Origin of the sequence: Raoultibacter timonensis (assembly GCF_022845715.1) — a bacterium.
GTDB classification, from domain to species: Bacteria; Actinomycetota; Coriobacteriia; order Coriobacteriales; family Eggerthellaceae; genus Raoultibacter; species Raoultibacter timonensis.
Window position 1 is genome coordinate 3,206,376 of the sequence record NZ_AP025564.1, and the last position, 23,585, is coordinate 3,229,960.

Below are 23,585 nucleotides of genomic sequence, written 5' to 3' on the forward strand. Positions count from 1 at the left end.
GCCGCATCGAGCCCATACTTCGTTTACAACCAACGTTGGGAAAGGCTCCCTTTCAGTCATTTCGATCTCCCTTCTATAGAAATCGGATACGCGATCCGCCGCAACGGCGCTTCACTCTCGCTTATTGCTGAGAGCTGAAGACGACGCTGCGCGGATGTTCTGCTGCCAGCTTTGCCAGGTTATCCAAAGTGTCGTAGACCATAATCCCCGACTGGCAATGATGCACGCAGCTGGGTAGGCGACCTTCGCTTACCCGATCGGCACAGAAATCGCATAGATGGGTAGGAAGCGGAAGGTAGGTAAGCTCCCACTGGCCATTGAGATTCTTGCGAGGCCCATCCTCGCAGAGCACGATCCCGTGCTGTCCTTCGGGAAGGTTCAGCGCCTTCTTGCATGCAACTTCACACGTATGGCAGCCGGTGCAATACTCGTAATTGATGAAAAGTCCGTAGTTGTTACTCATACTGATGACCTCCCATAGCCAACTTCTCAACGCGGTCGTACTCCCAACCACCGAGGCGGGTGACCTGCTCGGATGGCATGATTCTGCTATTTTCTTCGGTGCAGGGGTATATCTTGCACAGCAACCCCTTGTACGGTGCGCCGTAGCCCGTCTCACCGACAACCATCATCGAGGTAAGGTTGTTGATGTTGGAATCGAACACACCGAACAGATGGGGTTCAGCGCCGTCGGTTTCGGGGAACCACCAACCGTGCTCGGCGCTTGCGCAATCGGGCTTCATGCCCTCGGTCACCCAGGCGATCTGACGGCAGCGACCGCGCTGATTCTCGATCCAAACCCATTGTCCGTCTTCGATACCGTATTTCTCAGCGGTTTCGGGGTGGATGCGCACCCGCGGCTCAGGATGGAACTCGCGCATGGTTTTCTGGTTGCGATGCTCCGAATGGAAGAATTCGAACGAACGATGCCCCGTCGTGAGAACGATCGGATACTCTTCAAACCGTTTCGGGGTGCTCAACGGGCCCTCGGGCGGCTCTTCGTAACTGGGAAGCGGATCGTTTCCGAACGCCTCGAGAGTCGTGCAGTACAGCTCTATCATACCTGTCGGCGTATTGAATCCAGGCTGTCCGTCGGGGCGCAGGAGGCCCTTTTCGTAGCGATGGTACTGAAGCGGCTCCCAGTCGTACACCATCTCCTGCAATCCGGCGAAATCCTCGGGCACACCGCCCTCTTTGAGACGGGCGTTGAGCAGATCGACATCGGTCTCATACGGCCAGGCATCGGGGTTCAAGCGTTTTCCGAGCTCAAGAATGATCTGTTCATCGGTCTTCGATTCGTAGTACTCGACAACCCTCGTCGACTGGCGCAGCGGAGTCCACCACGTACGGAGCTGGTTGCGCTCGGGGCTCATAGCGCACGGCAGCACGATATCCGCGCAGGCAACCGCCGTCGGGGTAATACAGTAGTCGACAACGACGTTGAATTCGGTTGTCTTGATAGCATCGTATACGCGCGGTGCTTCTGCAGCCATGTTTGCAATCGAGTTGCAGCCCTGGAACCACAGCATCTTCACCGGATACGGATCGCCGCATTCGATGGCCTGAAGCACAACGTCCGAAGCAGCCGTTGAGCTCAATCCGAACTGATGCATGGGCGAGATATCGTTGCCGAGGCGTTTAGCGCGCATGTCAACGTCGAGATTCTCGAAATAACCGCACAGATAGGCGAGGTTCATGCTGTACGCTTCACGGGCAAGGTAGTTGCCACCGGCTTGGTCGACATTGCCGCAAATGGCGTTCAGGGACATGAGGCAATGCGCTTCGGAAATACCGTTAACGCGCATGTCGGTGGTCAATCCCCATTGGAGAGCGCCAGGCTTCGCCGCCGCAAACATCCGAGCTGCTTTTCGGATATCCTCCGCATCGACCCAAGCGATTTCAGCCGCCTTCTCAGGAGTCATATCCTTGACCCTTTCGGCCAGCTGTTCAAAACCATACGTCCAATTTTCTACAAAATCATGATCGTATAGATCTTCTTGAATGATCACGTTGGTCATGGCCATGGCAATAGCGGAATCGACACCCGGCCTGGGTTGAATCCAAACGTCAGCGCGAGACGCCAACCAGGTAAGGTCGGGATCGACGACGATGAGCTTCGTCTTGGCTTGGGTCATCATATCGACGATCCAGTGACCGAGGAAGCCGTCGCCGTTCGACTTGATCACATCGTTACCCCAGACGAGAACAACCTCAGGGTATTCGTACTCGGGATGATCCCAGCGCTCCTCGTTAAACTGCGATGCGTCCACAACAGGAAGATCTCCGCACACGCAGAACGACAGCGACGTGCGGGGAACCATGCAGCAATCGCCGGAAAGGAAGCCAAAGCTCATATTGGGCGTTCCGAAGCCCGCATAGCAAATCAGCGGGTTTTGCCAGCAGACGTTTCGACCGGTACCGATCATGCCGCAAATCGCTTCAGCGCCCCATTCCTTCTGAATGCGCTGAACGTTTTCGACGATGATGTCGTACGCCTCATCCCAGCTGATGCGCTCCCATTTGTTTTCACCGCGCTCGCCTACCCGCTTCACGGGCCACTTCAGGCGATCGAGCAGCTCGTTGCACGCCTCGGGGAGGTTAAGGCAGCGCATGCATAAGCGACCTCTGTTATACGGTTGATTCGGGTCGCCTTCCACCCGATCCAGCTTTCCATCCTTGACATACAGAAGAATGCCGCATGAGTTGTGGCAGCCCGGTGCCGACCAATGGCACACGCGGTAAACGTCGTAGTCCCCCTCCTTCCAATGAAAATCAGTCTTGTAGAGTTCAGGGTCAAACTTTTTTTCGAAAAGCTCCATAACCCCACCTTCCTCTCTCGTCCGCTTATGCCGAATGCATACGGTGCCCCCGATAGAGCTCGGTTGCGCGCTCGAATACGACCCATTCGACGCTTTGTCCCCGTCCCAAAAAGAGCTCCGTTGGGCGCAGTCTATCCAAGAAAAATGAGGTCGAACATGGAAGAGTTCACAAAAGTAGGTGCCGATTTTTAGAGCTTTTTCGAACCGCCTTACGCGCGTCGCTCCAACCAGCGAATTGAGCAGGTGGCAGAGTAAAACCTCCAAAATCAAACGAACGATTTTGGAGGTTTTGCCATGTGCGATCGGCATATTGATTCATATACTTGCGACCGTAGCGCCTCATCCATCCGCGCAGAAAGGAATCGCCATGTGCTTCAGACCAGCTGATATCTCAGGACCCAAAGAATGCCCGCAATGCGGCAAAATCATTCCCGTTATTCCAGGAATGCCTTTTCCTGAAACGTGCTCGGGATGCGGGTCCGATCTTTCATCGATCGCCCCAAGCGCTGCGGGAGAAGGAACGCTCAAACCGCCCGCAGCCCCGCAGACGAGCGGCGCACCCAAAGCACCGAAAGCGCCCGGTGCTCCCAAGCCTCCCAGCATTCCGAAAGCATAGGAGGCCGCCAACACGAGCGGCCTCTTGCTCTTGGAGCGCATGTTCACAAGCCGCCGGTTTCGATGGGAGATGCACCTCCCATCGAAACTCAACCGTGCCCGAAGGCGACGGTGCGGGGGTTGACGAGCGCCGCCAGCATCGATCGACTTCCGCCTACGGTCCCCTCGGCTGCGCGTTGCGGCTAGCTTGCGGGCAGCTGCTCGGGCATGTGCCTCGATTCGAGCACTTCGAGCTGAACGGGGTTCGGTGCGCTATCGAGCGACCTCAGGTCGATTCGATATTTCTCGGATACATACTCGTAGCCTTCGTCGAGCGCAAGCAGCTGCATCGACGGATTGCGGCTCTCGAGGTATATCGCATCCACCCCGATCATAGGAGCAATGGCTGTCCACGTTGAAAGCATTTGGCCCATGTACCCCCTGCCGCGATGCGGGGGGAGCGTATAGCACGATACGATCGTTGCAGCACGCTCGGCGCCCCCTTGCATTGCGATGGCGGGCATCCGATCCACCACTTCGAGGCCCGACATCGATACGACGCTGCCATCGTATTCGACAAGGGCAAAATACACATGCGTGTTGAGGTTGCGGCGCACGTACGCTTCCGTTTGGGTGCAGAACAGGCGGTACGCATCGTCTGAAGGCGCCACCTCCCAGTATTCGACCGATTGAGCGCAGCGCAATGCGCAAATGGTCTCAATATCGCTTTGATCAGCCAGCCTGATGGTAATCGAGTCGCCAACTGCAAGACCTTCGTCGTTCGGTGTCGCATATACCGCTCGCGGTCGAGACGGCACCTGCATGACGAGACTCAGCGCCAGCTCCCGCATCTCGCGTGCGAATCCATCCTCCTCATGCAAGTCGGCATAGCTCTCGCCCACACCCGCGCTCTTGCCCAAATTCTCCGCCATATCCATGAAGTTACCTCGCTTAATCGAAATGCCCAGCGCCGCTACCGATTACTACCCGCAAGCTCAATCCCTCTCGCGACCTTCCGAGCGGCGGCCATGTCCGCGACGGCCCTCGTCACGCGGATCGAACCCATCGCAGCAGCCACGCGGGCCGAACGCGCCGAATGGCGGAAACCCCTCGGGGCCGTCGAATCGATGGCCTTCGCCGAAGAACTTCTTGAAAGCCTTCTCGCGCTTGCGGAGCATGGCATCGAAATCCTCGTCGCTCTGCTCGCTCACCTCGGCGCCCAAGTGCGCGATCATCTTATCGAGGCATTCGCCGAAAGCCTTCTTCTCCTCGTCGGTCAAACAGTCGAACATATCGGCCGTCGCCGCTCCGACGGCGGGCTGTTCGACGTCGCGTCCCTTGTCGGTGAGCTTAACCACCATTACGCGCTTGTCTTCTTCCGATTGCTCGCGCACAACGTATTCTTTTGCCTCGAGCTTGGAAAGAAGCTCGTTGAGCGAAGAAGTGCGGATGCCGAGCACGCTCGACATGTCCTTGGTGCTCACGCCGTCCTTTATTTTCAGGAGGGCGAGGATTCTGCCTTGGCCGCGCATGGGATCGGCGACCGGTCCTGCGCCCTTGCGGGCGAACCGCTGCCGCATCAGCAGGTGCTGAAGCGTTGCGAGCTTTTCGTAGAGGTTTATATTCGCATTCGTCGTTGCCTCCATGATAGGTCTCCTTACATTTCTAACAGGTACCGTTTGTAGTATGCCCATCATAATAGACGGGTACCTGTTGGAAATCAAGATATTTTTTACAGGTACCGTTTGAATTTTGGAGACACGCACATAAAGCCTGATGGGATTGAGCTATACGCCCTTCCTTCAAGGCGAACCGGCTGCTAGACCGCAATCGCGATCGATTCTCGATGAAATAAACGACTTCTTCGGCAAGCAGCGTTTCGCGATTACGCCCAGCCAATCAAAACATACGCATAGATATGACGTAAAACGTCATATTCTTGCTGTTTTTCATCATGCTTCATGATACGATACGGCCATCGAGCAGAAGGAGGCAGCATGAACGAGGTAAAGGCGAGGATCGAAAGAACGAGTACGGCAATCGCAGTCATCCTGCTGTGCATTGCGGCGATCTGCACTTGCGCGGTTCTCTGGGGAGGCTGGAACTGGATCATCGGAAAATCGGGATTCGATATTCGCGCCCAGGTCAATGCAGGCGTATGGCTCCTGCGATACGCGCTCGTCTCAGCTCTGCTCGTATACGCGGCACTCATATTCTTTCGCATCGGCAAAGAAGAGACCCCGTTCTTCAAGGAGCTGCCCGGCAGAATCAAAATCGCCGCAGCACTGCTGTTCGTTGCCCTCGTGGTGCCCCAATGGATCGGCTATGCCGTCATCAGCGGTGCAACGGGCACGATATCCTTCGTCATTTTCGACGAGAACAGCATCATGGCTCTCGCTCTCGCGTTCGTGGTGTTCTGCCTCGGGCAGATCTTCGAGTACGGCTACCTCGTCCAAGACGAAAACTACGAGATCATTTAGGGCTTGCCATGGCTATTATCTTACGTCTCGACCGCGTGATGGCGGACCGCAAGATTTCGCTCGGGGATCTGGCCGAAAAGGTGGGCATCGCCGACGGCAACCTCTCCAAACTCAAAAACGGCAAAGTGAGCGGCGTGCGATTCAAAACGCTCGACGCCATCTGCACCGAGCTGAAATGCCAACCTGGCGACATCCTTGAACATGTCGACGATACGGGCGAGGAATAGCCAGCCGCCTTCCTGGAATCGCCTCTCACGCCCCTTTGGCGACGGATGCACCTTGCACACCGCACAAGCATTCCGAAACCAGGACAATTATACCGCCACGGCGGTACCCACGCGAGGATGTGCAAGATTGCATTGCATCACGACGCTTCAATGTCCGCGAAAGCCCCTCGTGCGACGCCGAACCGCACATTTTACTCGAACTTGCTTGCATAATCGCAGGTCGCAGAATTCAAGGTTGCCCCATTCAGCCGAAAAACGTCGCACAGGGGCGGTTCGCGGACATCGAAGCAAGCAAAGACTCTGGCAAAAAAACTAAGTCGTTCGTCATCGCTCGTCGGCGCGGTAAGGCAAGCAGCCGATGGGGCCTGACATCTCAGGGTTCCAGGCGAATGCCAATCGAAGCGAATCTCCGATATCGCTCGGGATATCAGTCGATTGCACCGGATCGCCGAAACGCCCAGATCGCCGCCGAGCAGGCATCGGCAATCATACAGCGGCGCGCTCCCGCCTCCGACGGAATCGCTGTGGACTTGCCCAAATCGTCACCTCTTAAGCACGCCTCAGCGCTACGATGATTTGAAGGCCTCGAATCAAAGGAGGCGGCGGTGAACGCTCGGGATCGCTATCCGCTCGATGAAAACGAAGAACGCCACCTCGTGGCGAACATAGCCCTCTCCCAGGGTCTTCTGCTGCTGATCGGTTTCGCGGGTACCATCGCGCTCACCGGGTTGACCTCGGGTGATTGGGCGCAAACGGTATTTGGCTCCGCATGGATACGAAGTATCGTCTCTTCGCTGACCGAAAGCCCTGCACAAGCAGCCGTCGCCGGCGCCGCGCTCGCCCTTGTGCTTCTCGCGCTCGCGTGGGCATGCGAGCGCTGGGCGCTCCGCAGCGCATCGGGAAGAAAAGCGATCCTGGCGACACGTCAGGGCGTAAACGGCGAGATGCCCCGCCTATCCGCAAGCGCCATCGTCGTCCTCATGGTGCTGACCGGCTTCACCGAGGAGCTGCTGTTCCGCTTCGTTTTACTCGGCTTGCTGCTGTACGGCTTCTCCCTTTTCGTACCGCCGCTGCTTGCGGCGATCATTGCCGTGTTCGTTTCGTCGTTCGTGTTCTGGATCGCGCACGTTCGCTATCGCGACTTCTGGTCGAGCGCGCTCACCCTCGCGCTCGCCGTTCTGCTGAACGTCGCCTACCTCGCCACGGGAAGCCTGCTTCTCGTGGCCATAGCCCACGCCGGATACGACCTCGTAACGCTGTTCGCAGAGCGTCGGAAGATGGTCCGCGAGCCCGACTATTTCCACGGCAGGGCCCCGAACCGCATCATCCTCGATGCCATAGAGCAGGCACAAAACCGCGAGGATCCCGATGGGTCGTAAGGGCGCGCAGCAGGCCGAATGCCGAGGATTGCCCATACGGCATGCGGCCCGCCGTCCCGCGTACGATCCGCCCCCGCCCAATCGTACCTAGCTTGCGATCTTCGCCTCGTAACCCGCATCGACCACCGCGTCGATGAGCGTTTGGTCGGCCACGTCGGCGGAAAGCTTCGCCGTGGCCTCGCCCGCATCGAGATCGACCACAGCCTCCTCGACGCCGTCGATTCCCTCGAGCGCCTTCTTCACGTGCGCAACGCAATGCGCGCACATCATTCCTTCAACATCGAGCGTCTTTTCCATGGTGGCGTCCTTTCCGTTCGGTTCCGTATCGTTTCCAGCAATCCGGACTGCTTCCGTTTCGGCTGCATCCAGCCGTTGGGCGGCGTCCCCGTCCGTCGCTCGCGCCGCTTCGCCGGGAACATGGCCGGCAATCGCATCGGTACTCGCCTGTCGACCGTGAGCGCCTTTATCCCCCGCGCCTACTTCATCGGCGGTTCCCGCCGAAAGCGCGGGCTTCCATCGACGCAGCCTGAGCGCATTGGATACCACGCATACCGAACTCAGGCTCATCGCAGCAGCGGCGATCATCGGGTTGAGGTTGATGCCGATGCCCGCGAGCACGCCCGCCGCGATCGGGATGCAGATGGCGTTGTAGAACAGCGCCCAGAACAGGTTCTGCTTGATGTTGCGCATGGTCGCCCGCGAAAGGCCGATAGCAGCCGGCACATCGGCAAGATCGCTGTGCATGAGCACGATGTCGGCGCTCTCGATGGCGATATCGGTGCCCGCCCCGATCGCGATGCCCACGTCGGCGCGCGCGAGCGCCGGGGCGTCGTTGATGCCGTCGCCCACCATGGCAACCGTTCCCTGGGCCGCCAGATCGCGTACCATCTTCTCCTTGTCCTGCGGCAGCACCCCGGCGATCACCGTGTCCACGCCGACGCGGCGCTGGATGGCGGCAGCGGTGCGCTCGTTATCACCGGTCAGCATGACAGTCGAGATGCCCATGTGCCGCAGCTCGTCGATCGCGAGCTTGCTCGTGGGCTTTACCACGTCGGCGACTGCGATCAGGCCGACGAGCCGTCCTGCGCGGGCGAAGTAGAGCACCGTCTTGCCGTCGTCGGCAAGCGAGCGGGCCCTGTCGGTAAAAGCGGAAGCGTCGATGCCGTGCGCCTCCATCATGCGGAGGTTTCCGGCAAAACAAGCTTCGCCATCGACCGTCGCGGAAATACCCTCGCCGGGAATCTGGGAGAAGTCCCCGACCGCAGCGCCTTCGACACCCTGCGCCTCGGCGTAGCTCACGATCGCCTGGGCAAGCGGGTGCTCGGAACGCTTCTCGATGCCGGCAGCGAACGCGATGAACGCGCGCGCGTCACCTGGCTGCGCACCCGTCGAAGCGACGCCCCCGTCCGAGCCGTCAACAGCCGCACCGCCCGCCTCGATCACGTCCGTGACCTCGGGCTTGCCCTGGGTGATGGTGCCGGTCTTGTCGAGCATGACGGTGGAGATGCCGTGCGCCGTCTCGAGCGCCTCTGCCGATTTCACAAGGATGCCGCTCGCCGCCCCGCGACCGGTGCCCACCATGATGGCCGTCGGCGTGGCAAGGCCGAGCGCGCAGGGACATGAGATGACGAGCACGGTGACGGCGTGCGAGAGCGCCGTTTCGAGCGTGCCCCCGATCGCCATCCAGACAACGAACGTGATAACGGCGATGACGATAACCACAGGTACGAACACGCCCGATATCCTGTCGGCCATTTTCTCGATCGGGGCCTTCGAGCTCGTAGCTTCGTCAACGAGCCGAATGATGTTCGCAAGCGCCGTCTCTTCGCCGACCTTCTCGGCGCGCATGGTGAACCACCCCGAGCGGTTGACCGTCGCCCCGGTAACCGGATCGCCCGGCCCCTTCTCGACCGGCACGCTTTCGCCGGTGATCACCGATTCGTCGAGCGTTCCCCCGCCTTCGACGAGCACGCCGTCGGCGGGAACGCCCTCCCCCGCCTTGACCACGAGGATGTCGCCCGCCCGCACGCTTTCGGCAGGAACGATTTCTTCGGTACCGTCAACGAGCCGCGTTGCGGTTTTGGGCGAGAGATCCATGAGCTTGGAGATGGCATCGGTCGTCTTGCCCTTCGCCCGCGCCTCGAAGTACTTGCCGAGCGTGATGAGCGTGAGGATCATGGCTGCCGATTCGAAGTACAGATCCATGGCCGTCGCATGAGCCAGGTGCATGTCGCCCCAGCCGAGGGCGTACCCGATCTTGTAGATCGCGTAGATGCCGTACACCGTCGCAGCGGTCGATCCGAGCGCGATGAGCGAATCCATGTTGGGAGAGCCGTGGAACAGCGATTTGAAGCCCCCACGGAAGAACTTGAAGTTGACGAAAATAACGGGAAGCAGCAACAGGAACTGGGTGAATGCGAAGATGAGCACGTTCTCGTCACCGAGGAAGACGCTCGGCAGCGGCCAGCCGAACATATGGCCCATCGACAGGTAGAACAACGGTATGGTGAAGATGAACGAGACGATAAGGCGCATCTTGACCGTCTTTGCCTCCTCAGCCGCCGCGTTCACCGGGCTGGCGGCTCCTCGAGCGGGCCGCGCGCCGCCGCCCGACGAAGCGCTCGGGCGCGGTGCGGCGCCGTAGCCCGCTTTGTCGATGGCCGCGCTGATGGAGGCGAGTGTGTCGGGCGCGCCGTCATAGTCGACCTCCATCGAGTTTTTAAGCAGGTTCACCGTGGCCTTTTCGACGCCGGGAACCGCATTCGCCGTCTTCTCGACGCGCGCCGAACAGGCTGCGCACGTCATGCCCGTCACGTCGAATGTCTGTTTCATAGGATAGCTCCTTGCTTCGCAATCGGCGCAGCGTTGCGCCGAGATCGGGAAATCACAAACGCGAGAACCGCTTCATCAGCTGCATCACTTCGCCGACCACCTCGTCGTTGCCCTGTCGAATCTGCTCGACAACGCAGGTTTCAAGATGATCCTGCAACAGCTTTCCCGAAACGCTTCGGATGGCGCTTTCGGCGGCGGCGAGCTGCACGAGGACATCGCCGCAGTAACGGTTGTCGTCGAGCATCCCTTTCACACCGTTGAGCTGACCTATCGCACGATTTAGCCGCTTTTGCAGATCGGCCTGGAATTCGGCGCTGCGGGGTGTGTCCTTGTGGTGGCAGCAGGCAGCGGCCGCAGCTTCGTTGCCGGCAGGTGCGTCAAGGGCAGCACCTGCTCCGTCGTTCGCTGGAGCGCTGTTGGCTTCGAATACCTTTTCGCCTTGTCTGGTTTTGTTCATGTTCAGTCCTTATGTGGAAAGACTCGCTCGGGGCTCATATGCCCCATAGGGGTATGTTCGTTCCGTGCAAGTATATACCCCCAAGGGGTATTGTCAAGTTACAAAACGGAAGCATGTGCTCGAGAAGGCAAAGGGAAGATCTGCCCGACCCATCCACCGGCAATCACCGTTTACCGGCCCCGAGCGGCCCCGACGGCAACTGGCGATTCAAAGCCCCAAACAGAGACAATGTCGGCAGCGATTCGGCAGGGAACACGCGATGCAACGTCCGCCAACCGCCTCTGTGCGACGTTTTTTTATTGATAATCCAGCTCGGAAAATTTTGATCAGGGGAAACGTGTCTCGGATTCGGAAGGGGACTCCGAAATCCATCGCACAGCGGCGGTTGGCGGACATAGAATGGCTTCCCTATGTTGGGAGCATCGCCGACGTGCCCCACACAACCATCGACGATCCGATGCCTCAGGGTCTCCGAACAGGCGCTGCCGACAGTAGCTTACAGCGAACCCGAAAGCTAGACCGCCTCGGCGCCGATCACGACGAGAACGCGAGCCATCACTTCGGCCATCGTTGCATCGTCAAGTGATCCGACAATCTCCACCGCACCCCGCCTTTCGCGCGCGCCGAGATTCATCGCCCCGATCGCTTCGCACTGGACGAATCCGTAAACCAGATTGCCTCTGAAACCTCCACGTGAAGAGGACCGCCGATAGCCGTTATCTACCGAAGCCCACCGAAGTTACTGGACCAGAATCCCGATCCTCTTGCTCTCTTTCCATCCTGCATGTATACTTCATGAAAAAGTATGTAATATGAAGGAGGTGCCTATGCCAGCCTTGCAAGTTCGGGATTTTCCCGAAGACCTCTACGATGACCTGCGGGCATGCGCTGCCGCTGACGACAGGAGCATCTCCCAGCAGACCGTACACGTTATGAGGGCTTATCTGAGCATGCGCAAAAGAAAGCAGTCCGACCCGCTAGAATCTGTTGTTGCGATATTCGACGAGCAAGCCGAGGCAGCCAATATCGACCCATGGGCCGAGCGCATCGCGTATCGCAAGGCGCTGTTCGACGAAATGGATGAGCTCCCCTTGCTAAACGTACCTAAAGGGTTCCCCGATTCAGCCAACCTGGTACGCGAGATGCGCGAGGAGCGCATGGCCGCCGTCGAGCCGAAGCGGAGCAGCGCCCTATGATCGTGCTCGATTGCAGCGCCGCCGTCGAAATAGCACGCGGCACATCGCTTGGATCTGGTTTCAGGGCCCTCATGCTTGAGCGGGAAAAAGTCGTCACAAGCGCGCTTTTTACCGTTGAAGTACGCAATGCGTTTTGGAAGTACGTTCACGCCGGCCTCCTCGATCACAACGCCGCACGAGGCTACGCCACCAAAGCGCTCGCTCTCGTCGACGAGACGATCCCCTTGGAAGAGAACATCGATGAGGCGTTTCTCGAAGCGGCACGCCTCGACCATTCGGTATACGACCTGCTGTATCTGACGTTGGCCAGACGTCGTGCAGCGACTCTCTTCACGGCTGATCGGGGGCTCGTCAGCCTCTGCGAACGAACAGGGGTAGACTACGTGCGCGAGGTGGATCTGTAAACTCGCTCTGTCGCACGGTTTTCCCTACCCCTAGAACATCCATGCGCTTACGGCAGACGATCCCCGTCGCTTCGGGACAGAGCGCCCGCCGAACGCCCAAGAAGCCCCTCGGATGGATAACGCAACTCGACATCGTGCGTTCGCCTTGCCAATTAACAGTGATTCGGGTATATTTAGCAATGCTAAGGTATTGATGATCTGGGTCGGGCGACCCCGACCGCGCAAGACAGGAAGTGAGCTATGAAACACGTCGGCGACCTCGGTGCATTCGCCATAGGGCTCGCGTTGTCCCTCGCGCTCTTCGCCCTGTTTGCGCTCTTGGCGTGGAAGTACTGGCACGGCCAATGGCTGCGCTCCATTGCCGGCAATAATTTCGTAACCGATGAGGAGTACAACAGCCCCGAGCAGCGCACGCTCGGCAAGCGCGTATCGGTCGCAATGATCATATGCTGCGCCATGACTGCAGCCATTCCCCTGCTCGGGCTCGGCAGCTACCTCAACAACGAAGCGGTGTACGCAGCCGGCGGCGTTCTCTGCGGAGTTTTCGCGGCAGCGCTGGTCGCCTACCTCGTTTGGATGTTCGTAAAGATGGGCCGGGAACGACGCGTTGCCGAGAACGAGCTCATAGCCGAAAACGCCCTGAAGGCCGAAGACGTCAAGCTCAACCGCAAGGCAACCGCGGTATTGCTCGTCATCCTCGCCATCTTTCTGCTTATAAGCCTCGCCGTTCCCCTGCTCGTAAAGCAGTAGACGACGAGGCCTTCGCGCCCCGAACCCTTACGCCTGGAAAAGAGCGGTTCGCGACAAGACGAGTTCGAAGCCGAGAAAAGCCGGGGATCGCGAGCAGGCGGGGATCACGGCTCTCAGAACGCGATTTCGCCCTGCCCGATCGGTACTTCGGGGTTTTCCTTGTCGAATATCCAGCCCCTCAGCAAGCCCAGATCGATGACCAGGAACTCGTTTGACTCCATCACCTCGCCGGGTGCCGCCTCCTCGAAGGCTCCTTGGTATTTCGCTTTATATGCGTTCGCAAGAGCAGCGTTCTCTTCGGCGAAGACGCTTCCGAGGAATCGCACCGTGCCCTCCCCCTGATAGCGGCCAACCGCGCCGACGACGAATCCGACATGGGGATTCTCTTTCATCTGAGCATACTTGAGTGCATCTTTGCTGGTGTAGAAGCAGACGGTCTTCTCATCGAGCAAAAGCGGGCTAACCGGACGGACCGACACCCTATCGCCCGCCGCCGTCGCCAAATACATCACCTCTTCGGCTTTGACGGTTTCTGCAAAATCTTTGAGATCGAGTTCCATGGGACATCCCTTTCCTTGTCGGAACTCGCCCAAAACACCAGCCGATCGCACAGCGAGGAAATGGTCCGATGTTTTGGCGGGTTCCGGCTTATCGTCTTATCAATATAGAACATCTGTTCTCATATGTAAACCATGAGCTTGCAACTCGGATTCGCACACGATGTTCCTGCATGCCTTCCATCATGTGGCGCCTTTTCAAATTAAATGCTACTATATTTATATCATTATTGGTTACAGCAGGATGTCAACGAGCGACAAAGGGGGCATGCGTGCTACACTCTGCTTTCGGGATGAACCAGAACACCTGCGACAGCAACCGAGGGACCATACGGTAGTGCAATCGATGTTAGACAAATCCGTCTTCGCTTTGCCGGGGATCAAACGGGTCCTCGGCGTACTGTGCGCATTCGCCGCCTGCCAAGCGCTGTGCGTCATCGGAGAAGCCTGGTCGCTCGCACGCGCCATCGCGAACCTCTGGTACGGAGGTGCCCTCGGCGACCAGCTCGCCTGGATCGCCCTCTTTTTCGCGTGCTTCATCGGCAAACAGGGCGTTGCCTACGCTCAGGACGGCTTCATGGATCGCTACGCCTACGAGCGCGCCGACGCGCTCCGATCGGAACTGCTGCACAAAGTGTTCACCTCGAAAGCGCGCCTCGTGCAGGAAAACGGCACCGGCAGTGTTACGGCAGCCGTGCTCGAAGGCGTCGACCAAGTCGAAACGTATTTTCGCCTCATCCTACCCAAGATGTGCGCGTTGCTCGTCATCCCGATCATCCTGCTCGTCGTCGCATTCCCCCTCGATTGGGTCTCGGCACTCATCATGCTCATCGCATTCCCGTTCATCGTCCTCTACATGGCCATACTCGGTCGCACCGCCAAGGAGAAGGCCTCGAAGCAGCACCGCACCTTCCAGATCATGTCCAACCACTTCATCGATACGCTGCGCGGAATCGACACCCTCAAACTCTTCGGCGCGAGCAAAGGCTACGGCACGACCATCTTCGAGGTGAGCGAGCGGTTCAGAATCGCCACGATGAAGACGCTCGGCGTGGCTACGCTCTCGAGCTTCGTCCTCGACCTGTTCTCCACGCTTTCGATCGCGGCGGTTGCCTTCATGCTCGGCATGCGGCTTTTGGACGGAACGCTCGTGCTGTTCCCCGCGCTCGCCATCCTCGTGCTTGCGCCCGAATACTTCAGACCCATCAGGAACTTCGCCTCCGACTACCACGCATCCCTCGATGGGAAGAACGCCCTCTCATCCATTCGCAGCCTTATCGATTCGCCCGACGGAACACCGAGCGAAACACCGATTTCACCCTGGTCGGACGAATCGCGGCTCACGCTCGAAGGCGTCGGATTCGCATACGCCGATCAGCCGACGCTCGACCGCATTTCTTTCACGGCAAGCGGCTTGAAGAAGTACGGCATCGTCGGAGCGAGCGGAGCGGGAAAAAGCACGCTCATCAGCCTGCTCGGAGGCTTCTGTGCGCCGAACGAGGGCTCTGTTTCGATCGACGGCACCGCCCTTCCCGATCTCGGGCAGTCCGATTGGCAGAAACAGGTCATCTACATTCCCCAGGACCCCTATATTTTCCATGCCTCGCTGCGCGACAACATCGCGTTCTACCATCCGAGCGCATGCGCCGAGGATATCGTGCGCGCCGTCGAGATCGTCGGGCTCGACAGCCTCGTCGACGAACTGCCCGACGGCCTTGAAACCATCATAGGCGAGGGGGCCCGTCCGCTTTCCGGCGGCCAGGCGCAGCGGATCGCACTCGCCCGCGCCTTCCTCGACGGTTCTCGGCGGATCCTGCTCTTCGACGAGCCCACCGCCCACCTCGACATCGAAACGGAAATGGAGCTGAAAGAGAAGATGCTTCCGCTCATGGAAGGAAGGCTCGTCTTCTTCGCTACGCATCGTCTGCACTGGATGCACGACATGGACGAGGTCATCGTCATGGACCGCGGACGCATCGCGGGGCAGGGAGCGCTTGCCGATTTAAGCGCGAGCAACGAGAGCTTCGCCGCCCTTGCCGCGCTGACGGAATGGTCGGAGGTCCGATGAGCAGCTGGAAGACAACCGTCAAGGCCGATCGCTGGGTCAAGCCGTTCTTCAAGCAGTATCGTCGCGCCCTCGTGCTCGCCCTTGTACTCGGCTTGGCTACGTTCGTGTTCGCAGGCGCCCTCATGTTCACCTCCGGCTATTTGATCAGCCGTGCAGCCGAAATGCCGGGGAACATCCTCATGATCCACCTCCCCGTCATCTTCGTGCGCGTATTCGGCATCGGAAAGCCGATCTTCCAATACTTCGAGCGCCTCACAAGCCATGATTGGGTGCTCCGAATGACGTCGGGTCTGCGCTTGAAGCTCTACGAGGCGCTTGAAGGCGATGCGATAGCCTTCAAGCGATCCCGCAGAACCGGCGATATCCTCGGGCTGCTCGCCGAAGATATCGGGCATATCCAGAACCTGTACTTACGCACGGTCTTCCCCACGATCGTGGCCTGGCTGCTCTACTTCGCCATCGTTATCGGCCTCGGGTTCTTCTCGGTCTGGTTTGCCCTCGCGATGCTGCTCGTCCTCGGCGTGGTCGTGTTTCTCGCACCCCTCGTCTCGGCGCTCGTCAACGGCGCACGCAACGCCAAGCGCAAAGCGATGAAGAACGAACTGTACAGCGAACTCACCGATAACGTGCTCGGCGTCTCCGATTGGATCTTCTCGCATCGCGGCGACGAGTACCTCGCCCGATACAAAGCAACCGAGCGCGCTATGAGGAACATCGATGCATCGACGGAACGCTTCTCTCGCAGGCGCGACCTTCTCACGAGCGCAGTGTTCGCGCTGGTCGCCGTTATGCTGCTCGTATGGTCGGCAAACATGTTCGGCGGAGCCCATGGCGGCGCTGCCAACTGGATCGCTGCATTCGTACTCGGCTTCTTCCCCCTCATAGACGCCTTCACCCCCCTGCCGGCAGCGGCAACCGAAGCCAGTTCGTATCGCGATTCGATCGAGCGGCTGGGCGAACTTCCGGCAAGCGACCGCACCGAAGGCGATGCGGTCGAGCCCGAAGCGCCCCTCGATATAGCGATCGACGGCCTGACGTTTCGCTATCCCGGCACGAATCGCCGCGTACTCGATGACCTCACCCTTCACATCGCGCACGGCGAGCGGCTTGCGATCCTCGGAAAAAGCGGTTCGGGCAAGAGCACGCTCGCCTCGCTCATACGCGGCGATCTCGAACCGGTTGCCGGCGCCGTTACGCTCGGCGGCGTGGCGACAACCCGATTCGGCGACAGCATGGCGCGCTACATCGGCGTTATCCAGCAGCAGACCTACCTTTTCAATCGGACGCTGCGCGAGAATCTGCAGATCGGCAACCCCCGCGCAACCGATGATGAAATACGGGAGGTTCTCGGCAAGGTCGGACTCGCAGACATGGTCGCGCAGCTGCCCGAAGGCCTCGACACACTCGTCGACGAGGCGGGCATGCGCTTTTCGGGAGGCGAGCGCCATCGCGTCGCACTCGCCCGCGTCCTGCTCCAAGACGTGCCCATTATCATCCTCGATGAGCCCACCGTCGGCCTCGACCCCGCAACCGAACGCGCTTTGCTCGAAACGTTCTTCGAAACGACGCGGGACAAAACGCTCGTCATGATCACCCATCACCTCCAGGGCACCTCGATGATGGATCGCGTCGTGTTCATCGAGGACGGCAAGCTCGAACTCTCGGGTTCGCCCGCCGACCTCGAGCAAACCAGCGCCCGCTACCAACGGCTGCTCGCATTCGACCGAGGCACCGCGATCCCGGTTTGACGATGAGCCGGTCGATCCGCAGCAAGCAGCATGCGCCAAGGACAAACCGTGCGCCCGCCGCTTTCGTGTTCGCCCGAGCGCATCGTATGCGGTAAGCTATACTATTCGACGCCGACACGATCCGAGAGGCAAAACATGGAAAGCCTTGCCACAGGAATATCGAACCTTCTCGCGGCACTCGATCCCGACGAGGCCAAGCTGCTTCGCATTGCCCAAAACAATACGCGATACAAGAATTCCGTCGTCAGCACGTGGTCGGACGATCCCAACGTTGCCGACTTCCTGCTCAGCCACACGAACGGCCTGTACTTCAAGGAGGATACCGCGCCACGCAAGGGCGCGGCGAAAGACAAGGGATGGTACCTCCTAGGCGTCTACATCGATGATTCGATGGCCCGCTCGGAAATCAACGCCCGCCGAGAACTGCTGAGGCTCGCAATGGCGCAAGAGGGGCTCCATGTTGACGAGATCGTAATCCACCCCGCAAGGGCGGGTATGAAGGAGCACCACCTCTTCCCCGAATCGGTTGAGCGAATCGCCCAGCTGCTCGGATGCGCGCAGGCAGACTCGCCGAGCGGAAAGCGGGTGCCGAAAGCCGACGCCCGCCACGCGAGAGCCGACCAGTCCATCCTGCTCGAAACGGTTAAGCGCGCATTCTGCCGATCTTTCGAAAACCTCGACCAAGCCGGGTCGATTCTCGAAAAGATCGAGGGTGCGGCTCTGGTGGAAACGAAGTTCAGCAGGCGGGCGGCAAGCGGCACCCCATACTATCGCCTGCACCTCTACGCTTCTGATCGCGAGAAGATGCAAGCGGTAATCGACGCATACGGCGATACGGTAATTTCCTGTGCGAAGCCGCTGGGGCTCATGATTCAAGGCATTGCGGTGCATGAGAGCAACGAAACGTTGCGGGGTACATGCGCGTTTCCGAAAACCGGCCAGCCTGTTGCGCTCGAAGATCTCAATCTTCATGAGCTTCGCACGGAATCGCTGCAGATAGCCGAAGACGTCCGCCGCAAAGTGCGCACTGGCGGCTAGTTCGCATCGGCAGAACAACGGCCCCGATCCTCAAGGATCAGGGCCGCTTTAGATGCCGCGCTTCTCGTGAAGCCGCAGCTTAATCCCGTTTCACGTTCATCGCGCGCATGGCGTTCAGAATGGCGAGCACCGCCACGCCCACATCGGCGAACACGGCCAGCCACATGTTCGCGATGCCAAGCGCCGCCAAGATCAATACGAGGAACTTGATCGCCAGGGCAAACACAATGTTCTGACGCACGATGCCCATGGTTTTGCGGGCAACGTGGATGGCTTTCGCGATGTTCGAGGGGCGGTCGTCCATCAGCACGATATCGGCAGCCTCGATTGCGGCGTCGGAACCCATCGCGCCCATCGCGATGCCGATGTCGGCGCGGGTGAGCACCGGCGCGTCGTTGATGCCGTCGCCCACGAACGCGAGCTTGCCCTTACCGGTCGTCTCATCGAGCAGCTTCTCGACTGCAGCCACCTTATCCTGCGGCAACAGCTGTGCGCGGTACTCGTCGATGCCGAGCTCGGCAGCCACGGCTGCGGCCACCTCTTTGCGATCGCCCGTGAGCATGACGGTTCGCTTCACCCCCACCGCATGGAGCTCGGCGATGGCCTTGGCGGCATCCTCCTTGATCACATCGGCGATTACGATATGGCCGATGTATTCGCCGTCGAGCGACACATGCAGAATCGTGCCGGTCAGCTCGCAATCGTGGTAGTCCACACCGCCTTCGCACATGAGCTTGTCGTTGCCCACGAGCACGACCCGCTCGTCGATCGTAGCGCGTACGCCGTGACCGCCCCTCTCCTCCACATCAGCGATGCGCTCGCGGTCGATCGGTCCCGAGTAGGCCTCCTTGACCGACAGGGCGATCGGGTGGTCGGAGTACGCTTCGGCGTGCGCCGCTACCGACAGGATGAGGTCGGGATCGACGTCGGTTTCGGGATGAACCGCGACCACGCTGAACGTACCGTCGGTGAGCGTCCCCGTCTTATCGAACACGACCGTCTCGGTATCGCCGAGCGCCTCGAGGTAGTTGCTTCCCTTCACGAGGATGCCGAGCCTCGACGCACCGCCGATGCCGCCGAAGAACGAAAGCGGCACGGAGATAACGAGCGCGCAGGGGCACGAAACCACAAGGAAGATCAGACCGCGCTGCACCCAGTCCGACCAGTTCTGGCCGAACAGCAGCGGCGGTACGACCGCAAGCAGCACGGCCACGATCACGACGGCGGGCGTGTAGTAGCGCGCGAACCGCGTGATGAAGTTCTCGGTGCGAGCCTTCTTCTCGCTCGCGTTCTCGACGAGTTCGAGGATGCGCGAGACGGTCGACTCGCCGAACGGCTTGGCCACCTTTACGGTCAGAAGGCCCGTCATGTTGACGCACCCCGAAATGACCTCGGCACCCGCCTCGACGTGGCGCGGAACCGACTCGCCGGTGAGCGCCGCGGTATCGAGCTGCGACGCGCCCGACACGACCACACCGTCGAGCGGAACGCGCTCGCCCGGCTTCACGACGATCTCGTCGCCCACGGCGACCTCGTACGGATCCACCTGTACGAGCTCGCCGTCGCGCATGACGTTGGCGTAGTCGGGCGCGATATCCATCATGTCGGCGATCGATTTGCGCGATTTGCCGACCGCATAGCTCTGGAACAGCTCGCCTACCTGATAGAACAGCATGACTGCAGCGCCCTCGGCCATATGCGGATCGGAATCGGGAAACAGCACGAGCGCGAACGCGCCGATGGTCGCCACGCTCATGAGGAAGTTCTCGTCGAACACCTGGCCGTGCCCGATGTTTCGCGCCGCTTTGAACAGCACGTCGTAGCCCGCGATCAGGTACGGAACGAGGAAGAGCGCGAACTCGACGTAGAGCCCCAGGGGGCTCCCGAACCAGCTTTCGAGCGGCAGCGGATATATGATAGCGAACAGCACGATCGCAACAACGATGCGGATGAGCGTTCGCTTCTGCTTCTTATTCATGGCTTTCCCTTCATTCGCCTATCCGGTTTCGGGCATAAGGATAGACCGCGCCCGTCGGCGAACATAACGTAATCGATGGACCGCAGGTTTCGTCTTTTATCCCTGCGGCAGTGCGGCTTACCTGTTAGCGAAGGATCACCATATCGGGCTCTACCTTCTTGCACACGCTGACGACCTCGTCGAGAATCTCGTTGAACCGACCGTCGTCGGCATCGATCACAAGCTTCTGCGTCATAAAGCTCATCGTGGCGTCATTCACGCCGTCTATCTTCTTGATGCCGTTCTCCATCTTGGCCGCGCAGTTCGCACAATCGAGGTCCTGGAGCTTGAATGTCTTACGCATGCGGTATCCCTTCGTCGTAACAGTATGAGGATCCGGGTTTCGCCTTCGCGATATGCGGGCCACCCGATTGTTCCCTTATTCGCAGATATGCGTCATGCCCTGGGCGAGCATCGTGTATACGTGATCGTCGGAAAGCGAGTAGATAACGTTTTTCCCATCGCGCTTCGCACGCACGAGCCGCGATTGTTTGAGCGTGCGCAGCTGGTGCGATACCGCACTCTGCGTAGCCCCGATCGTCTCGGCAATATCGGCTACGCACAGCTCCTTGCCCATGAGCGCGTAGAGAATCTTGATGCGCGTAGTGTCGCCGAACACCTTGAACAAGTCGGCGAGGTCGTACAGGAGTTCTTCATCGGGCATGCACTCGGGGGCCTCTTCGCCATGGGGCTCCCCGCATCCGCATGCGGATGCTTCCTCGGCAGCCGCCGTGCGCTCGTTCTCCGTTTCCATAGCTTTACCTTTCAAACATATGAACAACTGTTCATAAGTATAAGGACAGGAAGGGAGCTGTCAAGGGGGTATGGAAATATTTCGAGATATCGGCGCTGCGGGCAACGCTATCGCCACAACGCCGGCGTGCGCACCCAACAGGACCGCCGATGGGATCGAAAGCTTCGCGAAAGCGGTCGAGCGTTTTTCCAATATGAAGTAAACACCGCTTCAACCGTTCGCCGTCCTAGACCCAACCGCTCGATCCCTGCGCGCGTTCGCTGTGCTTATAAGGCAATGCGATGCTATAATGCATCGGTTCCTGTTGATGCAAGAACGTTTCGACAACCATTGACCCAAGGACGAACTGCAGCATGTCTGGCTCCAAATCGCGATACATTCCCGCTCTCGATGGCTTGCGCGCTTTCGCGGTTCTCGCGGTCATCGCCTACCACATGAACTTCTCGTGGGCCCAAGGCGGACTGCTTGGCGTCACCGTATTCTTCGTCCTTTCCGGCTACTTGATCACCGGCCTGCTGGTAACCGAATGGGCTCAAACGAAAACCATCGACCTCAAGAATTTCTGGCTGCGGCGCGTTCGAAGGCTCGTGCCCGCCATCGTGTTCGTCATCATAGTCGTAGCCGCCCTCTGTACCGCGTTCAACCACGAGCTGCTCACGAAGATGCGTCCCGACATACCGCCTGCGCTTCTTTTCTTCAGCAACTGGTGGTACATCTTCCACGACCTCTCGTATTTCGAAGCCCTCGGCGCGCCCTCGCCGCTCAACCACTTCTGGTCGCTCGCCATCGAGGAGCAGTTCTACCTCGTATGGCCCGTCGCCCTGCTCGCCGCATTCAAGCTAGGGGCCAAACGGCCGCTCTTGCGCCGCATAGCCGTCGTGCTCGCCGCCGCATCCGCACTCGCCATGGCCTTTCTCTACAATCCCATCGCCGATCCGAGCCGCGTATACTACGGAACCGATACGCGCGCTTTCTCGCTGCTCATCGGAGCATGGCTCGCGTTCAAGATGCCTGCGAGTCGCATGGGCAAAGTAGGCGCCCGCCTTACCAAGCAAGGCCGCATGGCCATGGACGGCATCGGCATTGCAGCGTTTTCCGGCCTTGCGCTCATGGTGGCGTTTACCGACGGGTTCTCGCCGTTTCTGTACTGGGGCGGCCTCGTAATCGCCTCGGTGCTCACCGCCGTCGTCATTGCGGTAATCGCGAACCCCCGAAGCAGGTTCGGGTCGATCGCCTCGGCGCGGCCGCTCGTTTGGATCGGCAAACGATCCTACGGCATGTATCTGTGGCATTACCCCGTGCTGCTGCTCATGAACCCCGGCAATGCCACAGGCGAGATCAACCTTCTGTACTGCCTGGTGCAGCTCGCCGCCATCTTCGCCGTTTCCGCCTTCTCGTTCAAATTCATCGAAGACCCGATCAGGAAAGGCGCCATCGGCACCTTCGTCAAAGGCGTCCGATCGGGCGAAATTAACCTGCAGGCGTTTGCGCAAAAGCACCTCGTTGCCCTCGCAAGCTGCGGAATCGTTGCCGCAATGGCCATCGGCGGCATCGCGATCGTGCCGCCCACTTCGGCAGTCGAGGGTATTGACGAGATGAAAACCAGCTCCGAGAAAAGCCGCGCCTCCCTCGTCAAGCAGCAGATGGGGCTCGACGTTTCGCTCATGCCCCTCATAGGCGATCGCCATGTAGGCGATGTGATCGAAGCGCCAAAACCCGATCCCGTCGTCAAGAAATACAACCCGGTGATGATAGGTGATTCGGTCTCGGTTCGAACCGTTCCCTACTTCGAAGAAGCCTTCCCCGACGGACTCATCGACGCACAGATCAGCCGTCAGTTCTATACGGCAAAAAGCGTATTCGACCCTTATGACGATGCGGGCGTCGTCGGAAAAACCGTCGTGTTCGCCCTGGGAACCAACGGCGTAGCTACCGATGATCAGATCGACGAGCTCGTAGCCGAGGTCGGCGAAGATCGACAGATCTACTTCATCACCGCACGCGCTCCCGAATCGTGGATCGACGCCACCAACGCAGCCCTTGCAGCGGCGGCCGATCGCTATGAAAACGTGCACCTCATCGACTGGTCGGCGCTGAGCGCGGGGCAGGAAAGCTACTTCGACGGAGACGGAACCCATCTGACCGAAGAGGGCGCTCGGGTCTACGTCGACATGATCAAGCAGGCACTCGAAGGCTGAACCCCCTCGGCAATCCGGAGCACCACGCGATACGGCAAGCAGCCCGTCCGATGCCGGATCCGATGTC

The 23,585-nt window shown here is 59.5% G+C and carries 21 protein-coding genes; 11 read left to right on the forward strand and 10 right to left on the reverse strand.

All coding sequences use genetic code 11. The features are described from left to right. Positions 1-121: 121 nt before the first annotated feature. From MWL89_RS13165 to MWL89_RS13180, 4 genes are all read right to left on the reverse strand, one after another. Positions 122-463 carry a 4Fe-4S dicluster domain-containing protein gene (locus MWL89_RS13165; RefSeq protein ID WP_102379804.1) on the reverse strand — a complete coding sequence of 114 codons (342 nt, stop codon included), beginning with the start codon at positions 461-463 and terminating at the stop codon, positions 122-124. Further along, positions 456-2,819 (reverse strand): molybdopterin-dependent oxidoreductase, encoded by a 2,364-nt coding sequence (locus MWL89_RS13170; RefSeq protein ID WP_102379805.1) that lies wholly within the window; start codon positions 2,817-2,819, stop codon positions 456-458. The genes MWL89_RS13165 and MWL89_RS13170 overlap by 8 nt, the downstream gene beginning before the upstream one ends. Positions 2,820-3,616: 797 nt before the next feature. Further along, positions 3,617-4,345 (reverse strand): GNAT family N-acetyltransferase, encoded by a 729-nt coding sequence (locus MWL89_RS13175; RefSeq protein WP_244386584.1) that lies wholly within the window; start codon positions 4,343-4,345, stop codon positions 3,617-3,619. A gap of 63 nt (positions 4,346-4,408) precedes the next feature. Beyond that, positions 4,409-5,059: a MarR family winged helix-turn-helix transcriptional regulator gene (locus MWL89_RS13180; RefSeq protein ID WP_244386586.1), complete on the reverse strand. Its 651-nt coding sequence runs from the start codon at positions 5,057-5,059 to the stop codon at positions 4,409-4,411. Between the two features lie 351 nt (positions 5,060-5,410). Here MWL89_RS13180 and MWL89_RS13185 point away from each other — a divergent pair, with 351 nt between their 5' ends. The 3 genes from MWL89_RS13185 to MWL89_RS13195 all read left to right on the forward strand — a co-directional run bounded on the left by MWL89_RS13185 (position 5,411) and on the right by MWL89_RS13195 (position 7,499). Then, on the forward strand, positions 5,411-5,893 hold the full coding sequence (locus MWL89_RS13185) for a hypothetical protein (RefSeq protein ID WP_244386588.1): 483 nt from the start codon (positions 5,411-5,413) through the stop codon (positions 5,891-5,893). Between the two features lie 8 nt (positions 5,894-5,901). Then, positions 5,902-6,120, forward strand: a complete 219-nt coding sequence (locus MWL89_RS13190) for a helix-turn-helix domain-containing protein (protein WP_244386590.1) — start codon at positions 5,902-5,904, stop codon at positions 6,118-6,120. A 605-nt stretch (positions 6,121-6,725) separates the two neighbouring features. Next, positions 6,726-7,499 (forward strand): CPBP family intramembrane glutamic endopeptidase, encoded by a 774-nt coding sequence (locus MWL89_RS13195; protein ID WP_244386592.1) that lies wholly within the window; start codon positions 6,726-6,728, stop codon positions 7,497-7,499. A gap of 87 nt (positions 7,500-7,586) precedes the next feature. On the opposite strand, the gene MWL89_RS13200 is transcribed toward MWL89_RS13195, so the two are convergent. Together MWL89_RS13200 and MWL89_RS13205 are read right to left on the reverse strand one after the other, a co-directional pair. After that, on the reverse strand, positions 7,587-10,331 hold the full coding sequence (locus tag MWL89_RS13200; RefSeq protein WP_244386594.1) for a heavy metal translocating P-type ATPase: 2,745 nt from the start codon (positions 10,329-10,331) through the stop codon (positions 7,587-7,589). A 52-nt stretch (positions 10,332-10,383) separates the two neighbouring features. After that, entirely contained in the window at positions 10,384-10,788 is a 405-nt protein-coding gene (locus MWL89_RS13205; protein WP_102379820.1) for a metal-sensing transcriptional repressor, read from the reverse strand. Positions 10,789-11,615: 827 nt separating this feature from the next. On the opposite strand from MWL89_RS13205, the gene MWL89_RS13210 reads away from it, so the two are divergent. From MWL89_RS13210 to MWL89_RS13220, 3 genes are all read left to right on the forward strand, one after another. Beyond that, positions 11,616-11,984 (forward strand): argininosuccinate lyase, encoded by a 369-nt coding sequence (locus tag MWL89_RS13210; protein WP_244386596.1) that lies wholly within the window; start codon positions 11,616-11,618, stop codon positions 11,982-11,984. Then, entirely contained in the window at positions 11,981-12,388 is a 408-nt protein-coding gene (locus MWL89_RS13215; RefSeq protein ID WP_244386598.1) for a type II toxin-antitoxin system VapC family toxin, read from the forward strand. Before MWL89_RS13210 ends, MWL89_RS13215 begins: the two co-directional genes overlap by 4 nt. Positions 12,389-12,628: 240 nt before the next feature. Beyond that, positions 12,629-13,138, forward strand: a complete 510-nt coding sequence (locus MWL89_RS13220; RefSeq protein WP_244386599.1) for a hypothetical protein — start codon at positions 12,629-12,631, stop codon at positions 13,136-13,138. Positions 13,139-13,251: 113 nt separating this feature from the next. Here the strand turns inward: MWL89_RS13220 and MWL89_RS13225 are convergent, their stop codons facing one another. Next, on the reverse strand, positions 13,252-13,698 hold the full coding sequence (locus MWL89_RS13225) for a pyridoxamine 5'-phosphate oxidase family protein (protein WP_244386601.1): 447 nt from the start codon (positions 13,696-13,698) through the stop codon (positions 13,252-13,254). Positions 13,699-14,041: 343 nt separating this feature from the next. Here MWL89_RS13225 and cydD point away from each other — a divergent pair, with 343 nt between their 5' ends. The 3 genes from cydD to MWL89_RS13240 all read left to right on the forward strand — a co-directional run bounded on the left by cydD (position 14,042) and on the right by MWL89_RS13240 (position 18,549). After that, on the forward strand, positions 14,042-15,763 hold the full coding sequence (cydD, locus tag MWL89_RS13230) for a thiol reductant ABC exporter subunit CydD (RefSeq protein ID WP_244386603.1): 1,722 nt from the start codon (positions 14,042-14,044) through the stop codon (positions 15,761-15,763). Then, positions 15,760-17,511 carry a thiol reductant ABC exporter subunit CydC gene (cydC, locus tag MWL89_RS13235; protein ID WP_244386605.1) on the forward strand — a complete coding sequence of 584 codons (1,752 nt, stop codon included), beginning with the start codon at positions 15,760-15,762 and terminating at the stop codon, positions 17,509-17,511. Before cydD ends, cydC begins: the two co-directional genes overlap by 4 nt. A gap of 135 nt (positions 17,512-17,646) precedes the next feature. Then, positions 17,647-18,549, forward strand: a complete 903-nt coding sequence (locus MWL89_RS13240) for a hypothetical protein (protein WP_244386607.1) — start codon at positions 17,647-17,649, stop codon at positions 18,547-18,549. 79 nt (positions 18,550-18,628) lie between these two features. Here MWL89_RS13240 and MWL89_RS13245 read toward each other — a convergent pair whose 3' ends face one another. From MWL89_RS13245 to MWL89_RS13255, 3 genes are all read right to left on the reverse strand, one after another. Further along, positions 18,629-20,527 (reverse strand): heavy metal translocating P-type ATPase, encoded by a 1,899-nt coding sequence (locus tag MWL89_RS13245; protein ID WP_244386609.1) that lies wholly within the window; start codon positions 20,525-20,527, stop codon positions 18,629-18,631. A gap of 124 nt (positions 20,528-20,651) precedes the next feature. Further along, entirely contained in the window at positions 20,652-20,870 is a 219-nt protein-coding gene (locus MWL89_RS13250; RefSeq protein WP_102379827.1) for a cation transporter, read from the reverse strand. A gap of 75 nt (positions 20,871-20,945) precedes the next feature. After that, entirely contained in the window at positions 20,946-21,230 is a 285-nt protein-coding gene (locus MWL89_RS13255) for an ArsR/SmtB family transcription factor (protein WP_244412610.1), read from the reverse strand. A 160-nt stretch (positions 21,231-21,390) separates the two neighbouring features. On the opposite strand from MWL89_RS13255, the gene MWL89_RS16335 reads away from it, so the two are divergent. Beyond that, positions 21,391-21,522: a hypothetical protein gene (locus MWL89_RS16335; protein ID WP_279611926.1), complete on the forward strand. Its 132-nt coding sequence runs from the start codon at positions 21,391-21,393 to the stop codon at positions 21,520-21,522. Between the two features lie 151 nt (positions 21,523-21,673). After that, complete coding sequence (locus MWL89_RS13260) at positions 21,674-23,518, forward strand: acyltransferase family protein (RefSeq protein WP_244386611.1); 1,845 nt, start codon at positions 21,674-21,676, stop codon at positions 23,516-23,518. Positions 23,519-23,585 lie beyond the last annotated feature (67 nt).

Excerpts from the sequence above, each read along its gene's own strand:
- MWL89_RS13170 (WP_102379805.1), bottom strand. The coding sequence starts at position 2,819 with ATGGAGCTTTTCGAAAAAAAGTTTGACCCTGAACTCTACAAGACTGAT.
- cydD (WP_244386603.1), top strand. The coding sequence starts at position 14,042 with ATGTTAGACAAATCCGTCTTCGCTTTGCCGGGGATCAAACGGGTCCTC.
- MWL89_RS13200 (WP_244386594.1), bottom strand. The coding sequence starts at position 10,331 with ATGAAACAGACATTCGACGTGACGGGCATGACGTGCGCAGCCTGTTCG.
- MWL89_RS13165 (WP_102379804.1), bottom strand. The coding sequence starts at position 463 with ATGAGTAACAACTACGGACTTTTCATCAATTACGAGTATTGCACCGGC.
- MWL89_RS13250 (WP_102379827.1), bottom strand. The coding sequence starts at position 20,870 with ATGCGTAAGACATTCAAGCTCCAGGACCTCGATTGTGCGAACTGCGCG.
- MWL89_RS13175 (WP_244386584.1), bottom strand. The coding sequence starts at position 4,345 with ATGGCGGAGAATTTGGGCAAGAGCGCGGGTGTGGGCGAGAGCTATGCC.
- MWL89_RS13245 (WP_244386609.1), bottom strand. The coding sequence starts at position 20,527 with ATGAATAAGAAGCAGAAGCGAACGCTCATCCGCATCGTTGTTGCGATC.
- MWL89_RS13215 (WP_244386598.1), top strand. The coding sequence starts at position 11,981 with ATGATCGTGCTCGATTGCAGCGCCGCCGTCGAAATAGCACGCGGCACA.
- MWL89_RS13190 (WP_244386590.1), top strand. The coding sequence starts at position 5,902 with ATGGCTATTATCTTACGTCTCGACCGCGTGATGGCGGACCGCAAGATT.
- MWL89_RS16335 (WP_279611926.1), top strand. The coding sequence starts at position 21,391 with ATGGAAATATTTCGAGATATCGGCGCTGCGGGCAACGCTATCGCCACA.
- cydC (WP_244386605.1), top strand. The coding sequence starts at position 15,760 with ATGAGCAGCTGGAAGACAACCGTCAAGGCCGATCGCTGGGTCAAGCCG.
- MWL89_RS13210 (WP_244386596.1), top strand. The coding sequence starts at position 11,616 with ATGCCAGCCTTGCAAGTTCGGGATTTTCCCGAAGACCTCTACGATGAC.
- MWL89_RS13225 (WP_244386601.1), bottom strand. The coding sequence starts at position 13,698 with ATGGAACTCGATCTCAAAGATTTTGCAGAAACCGTCAAAGCCGAAGAG.
- MWL89_RS13240 (WP_244386607.1), top strand. The coding sequence starts at position 17,647 with ATGGAAAGCCTTGCCACAGGAATATCGAACCTTCTCGCGGCACTCGAT.
- MWL89_RS13180 (WP_244386586.1), bottom strand. The coding sequence starts at position 5,059 with ATGGAGGCAACGACGAATGCGAATATAAACCTCTACGAAAAGCTCGCA.
- MWL89_RS13255 (WP_244412610.1), bottom strand. The coding sequence starts at position 21,230 with ATGCCCGATGAAGAACTCCTGTACGACCTCGCCGACTTGTTCAAGGTG.
- MWL89_RS13185 (WP_244386588.1), top strand. The coding sequence starts at position 5,411 with ATGAACGAGGTAAAGGCGAGGATCGAAAGAACGAGTACGGCAATCGCA.
- MWL89_RS13260 (WP_244386611.1), top strand. The coding sequence starts at position 21,674 with ATGTCTGGCTCCAAATCGCGATACATTCCCGCTCTCGATGGCTTGCGC.
- MWL89_RS13220 (WP_244386599.1), top strand. The coding sequence starts at position 12,629 with ATGAAACACGTCGGCGACCTCGGTGCATTCGCCATAGGGCTCGCGTTG.
- MWL89_RS13205 (WP_102379820.1), bottom strand. The coding sequence starts at position 10,788 with ATGAACAAAACCAGACAAGGCGAAAAGGTATTCGAAGCCAACAGCGCT.